General features: G+C 61.6%; 6 protein-coding genes. 2 read left to right on the forward strand and 4 right to left on the reverse strand.

Annotated elements, in window-relative coordinates; genetic code table 11:
* Both Q0239_RS00925 and Q0239_RS00930 read right to left on the reverse strand, forming a co-directional pair.
* A partial coding sequence (locus Q0239_RS00925; RefSeq protein ID WP_298596958.1) for a response regulator occupies window positions 1-404 on the reverse strand: 404 nt, incomplete at its 3' end.
* A gap of 10 nt (window positions 405-414) precedes the next feature.
* The gene (locus Q0239_RS00930) at window positions 415-780 is read right to left on the reverse strand and encodes a response regulator (protein ID WP_298596962.1); all 366 of its coding nucleotides are present in this window, start codon (window positions 778-780) and stop codon (window positions 415-417) included.
* Window positions 781-898: 118 nt separating this feature from the next.
* On the opposite strand from Q0239_RS00930, the gene Q0239_RS00935 reads away from it, so the two are divergent.
* Together Q0239_RS00935 and Q0239_RS00940 are read left to right on the forward strand one after the other, a co-directional pair.
* Window positions 899-1,201 carry a DUF3572 domain-containing protein gene (locus Q0239_RS00935; protein ID WP_298596965.1) on the forward strand — a complete coding sequence of 101 codons (303 nt, stop codon included), beginning with the start codon at window positions 899-901 and terminating at the stop codon, window positions 1,199-1,201.
* Window positions 1,198-2,505, forward strand: a complete 1,308-nt coding sequence (locus Q0239_RS00940; protein ID WP_298596968.1) for a DNA polymerase IV — start codon at window positions 1,198-1,200, stop codon at window positions 2,503-2,505. Before Q0239_RS00935 ends, Q0239_RS00940 begins: the two co-directional genes overlap by 4 nt.
* On the opposite strand, the gene Q0239_RS00945 is transcribed toward Q0239_RS00940, so the two are convergent.
* The gene (locus Q0239_RS00945; RefSeq protein ID WP_298596971.1) at window positions 2,444-3,325 is read right to left on the reverse strand and encodes a cell envelope integrity EipB family protein; all 882 of its coding nucleotides are present in this window, start codon (window positions 3,323-3,325) and stop codon (window positions 2,444-2,446) included. The genes Q0239_RS00940 and Q0239_RS00945 overlap by 62 nt on opposite strands.
* Before the next feature lie 284 nt (window positions 3,326-3,609).
* A complete protein-coding gene (locus Q0239_RS00950; protein ID WP_298596974.1) occupies window positions 3,610-3,750 on the reverse strand; it encodes an NAD(P)-binding domain-containing protein in 141 nt (46 codons plus the stop codon).
* Window positions 3,751-3,778 lie beyond the last annotated feature (28 nt).

Consider the following 3,778-nt stretch of genomic DNA (forward strand, 5'->3'; position numbering starts at 1 on the left):
GTGATGGCGCGCATCCGCAATTCATCGGTCATCATTTTCAGGCGTGTCAGCGAGCGGATGCGGGCGATAAGAACCACGTCGCTCACCGGCTTGGTCAGAAAATCGTCCGCGCCAGCCTCGAGGCCGCGCACGCGATCGGCCGGACTGTCGAGCGCTGTCACCATCACGACCGGGATGAAGTGCGTCGCCGGATTGGCCTTGAGACGACGGCATACCTCGAAGCCGTCAATGTCAGGCATCATCACGTCGAGCAGCACGATGTCACACTCGGCACGCTCGCAGATTTCGAGCGCCTGCCTGCCACCCGACGCCGTCACGACATCAAAGTACTCGGCCGACAGGCGCGCCTCGAGCAGCTTCACATTGGCGGGAATGTCATCGACAACCAGAACGCGAGCGGACACGAAACTTCTCCTATCCGATAAAATGCCGGACGGTTTCGATGAACTTGCCGACCGAAATCGGCTTCGACAGATAGGCCTCGCATCCGCCTTCGCGGATACGCTCCTCGTCCCCCTTCATCGCGAAGGCGGTGACGGCGATGACGGGAATGGCGCGAAGGTCGGGGTCGTCCTTGATCCAGCGCGTAACGTCGAGCCCGGAAACCTCCGGCAGCTGGATGTCCATCAGAACCAGATCGGGGCGGTGCCGTCGAACGAGGCCGAGCGCTTCGGTGCCCTTGTTGGTGCCGATGGTCGCGTAGCCGTGAGCCTCCAGCAGATCGCGGAAGAGCTTCATGTTGAGCTCGTTGTCTTCCACGATCAGGACGGTCTTCGCCATCCACTGTCCAATCCCGCGCTGAAATGCAGTTGCGAAAAGCGCATCGCCTCGCCTGAATGACTCTGGCAAGATAGACTTAAAACTAGAGGCGATAGGTTACGGAAAGGCAAATATAAGGGTGAGTCCCAAGCGTCTGGCAACAGCCAGGGAGGCCGCGGAAACCGTGGCGATTCAGGCGCTTGGCCATATCGCAGCCGATCCCCAGCAGCTTGGTCGGTTTCTCGCCGAGACCGGGCTCGGCCCCGAGACCCTGCGGGCGGCCGCCGGCGATCCGAAGTTTCTCGGCGCGGTGCTCAATTTCGTTCTGAACGATCCGGCACTGCTGGAAAACTTTGCCGCCGGGGCGGAATTGACCCCTGCCGCAGTCGCTGCCGCACATGAAGTCCTCAGCGGAACTAACTGGGAACGCGACATTCCGTGACCACCGCTGGCAACTCTGACGGCAGCGAAGGCTTCTGCCGCGATTGCCTGCAGACAACCGCAGGAAGCGGCAGACGCTGTGTATATTGCGGTTCGCCGCGCCTGTTGCGGCACCCCGCCCTCGCTTCGCTGACCATTGCCCATGTCGACTGCGACGCCTTCTACGCCACCATCGAAAAGCGTGACAATCCGGAGTTCGCCGACCGGCCGGTGGCGGTCGGCGGCGGCAAGCGCGGGGTCGTTGCGGCGGCCTGCTATGTCGCGCGCACCTACGGCGTGCGATCGGCGATGCCGATGTTCAAGGCGCGGGCGCTATGTCCTGAACTGGTCGTGGTGAAGCCGGACATGACCAAATACGTTCGGGTGGGACGCCAGGTTCGCGAAGCGATGCGCGCGCTGACGCCGCTGGTGGAGCCGCTGTCGATCGACGAGGCGTTTCTCGATCTGACCGGCACCGAACTGGTTCATGGCATGATTCCCGCGAGGACACTGGCGACGTTCGCCCGCGACGTCCAGCGCGACATCGGCATCACCGTATCGATCGGCCTGTCCTGCAACAAGTTTCTGGCCAAGATCGCCTCCGACCTCGACAAGCCCCGCGGCTTTGCGGCGCTGTTGCAGGACGATGCGCGACAGCTCCTGGCGACCAAGCCTGTCAGCTTTATCTACGGCGTCGGCCCGGCAACACAGGAACGTCTTGCCCGCCAGGGTTTCCGCCAGATTTCCGACTTGCAGCGCGCCGACGAGATCGAGCTGATCAAACAGTTCGGGACCGAAGGCCGGCGTTTGTGGCGGCTGGCACACGGCGTCGACGATCGCCGCGTCGAGCCCGATCGCGACGTCAAGGTGGTGTCTTCCGAAACAACCTTCGAAACCGATTATGCGGATCGGCAGACGCTCGAGCAGCAATTGTGGCGGCTGACGGAAAAAGTCTCCGGTCGTCTCAAAGCAGCCCAGCTCGAAGGATCGACAATTACGCTGAAGCTCAAGACTGCGGACTTTCGCTTGCGCACGCGCTCGCAGTCGATCGGACGTCCCACGCAACTCGCCACGCGCATCTTCTCGACCATCCGCGAATTGCTGGCGCGGGAAATAGACGGCACCGCCTTTCGCCTGATCGGCGTCGGAGTCAGCGCCTTGCAAGCCGCTTGGACGATCTTCGCACCAAGTTCGGAAGCGATGCCGTCATCCGCGGCATCGCCTTTCCCAAGAAGTCCTGAATGGGAGATGCTGGGCCGACGGCCTACTTGCAGGCGCCGTTGCTGTTGTCCTTCACATCGAAGCGCGTCATCGCGCCGCCGATGACGAAATCGTTGTAGTCGAGCTTGAGCTGTCGCGACACGCCGTTTTCGTAGAGCTCGAAGGACATCGCATAAACAGGCGTCTGTTCGCCAGCATCCGATTTGGTGGCGCGATCATAGTAGCTCACGGTGACCGGCCAGCGCGTCATCGACTTGAGCCCCTGGTTATCTGAGCCACTGTCCGGTTCGGCAGGCAGCCGATCGCCCGGAATCGGCTGGCCAATGCCCGAGAGCGTATTGAAGATCTTCTCGCCGGTATCGGAGCCGTCATAAACGGAGAGTTCGAGGATCGACCTGCCGGCCTTCGCCGCTTCGATGATGCGATGAACCTGCTCGGTCGGAAATACGACCTCTTTATCAAGCGTCAGGGTTTTCGGCTTCGGCTTCTTCAGCCTGACCGTGATCCTGTCACCGGTGCGCTCGGCGATGCCGTCGACCGCACTGACCTCGGCCTCATTGGTTCGCGTTTCGATCTTGAAGCGATAGCTCTTGCCGTCGCCGTCTTCCAAGCTGGTCGAACGCAGATCGCTGAACGTGCCGCGGCCCTCTCCGCTGAGCTGGGAGACCTGACGGAAATCGGTCGTGTAGCCTTCACAGGCATTTCCCGTGAAGCTGTAAAGGATGCGGCCCTGAACGCCGTTGACCGACGCATTGCGACGGGATTTCAGCAATGACAGCTCATACGCAGCCTGATGGGCGAGAAACGGCGCCGACGCGCTCGACGGCGCGGCTTTAGCGTCGACGCAGGTTGCGAAGATCAGAGCTCCCGCTCCGGCAAGAACTATGCTCCAACCCGTCAAAAAGCGCGTCTTGAAATAATCCAAGGAAACTCTCCGTGCCCGCGAATCCATCCTATTGATGCGCGGTCTGCGCGGCAACAGCGGCAAATTTCGGACGCCTGGGCCAATTTTTGCGTGTTTCCGTTGGAGGCTATTCAACCTCCGGCCTGCCGGCGCAGCGAGCGGCCTCTTGCATCCGTCTATCCGATGGGCAAGACATGCGACGCAATCCACCCCTTGAGAATAGAGGACGACATGGCGGGAACGGTTGGACACAAACCGGGGACGCTTGGGATTACGCTGGCCCAGCCGCGGGCTCCGGGCGCAAACTATGTCCGCCTCGTGCGGGCCCGCAAGCAGCGGCTGGCCGCGCGGTTCCAGACTGTGAGTGCGAAGCCTGCCATGAGCAGGGTGGCTGCCATGCCGCGGCCCATGATGCCGAGGCCGATAAAGCCGATGCGTTCGGTCATAAGTTCACCTTGTGGGTTTGTCGAGTAT

Source organism: uncultured Sphingorhabdus sp., from assembly GCF_937872355.1.
In the GTDB taxonomy this organism is placed as follows: Bacteria; Pseudomonadota; Alphaproteobacteria; order Sphingomonadales; family Sphingomonadaceae; genus Sphingorhabdus_B.

Coding starts and splice junctions, on each gene's coding strand:
- Q0239_RS00950 (WP_298596974.1), bottom strand. CDS start 3,750: ATGACCGAACGCATCGGCTTTATCGGCCTCGGCATCATGGGCCGCGGC.
- Q0239_RS00930 (WP_298596962.1), bottom strand. CDS start 780: ATGGCGAAGACCGTCCTGATCGTGGAAGACAACGAGCTCAACATGAAG.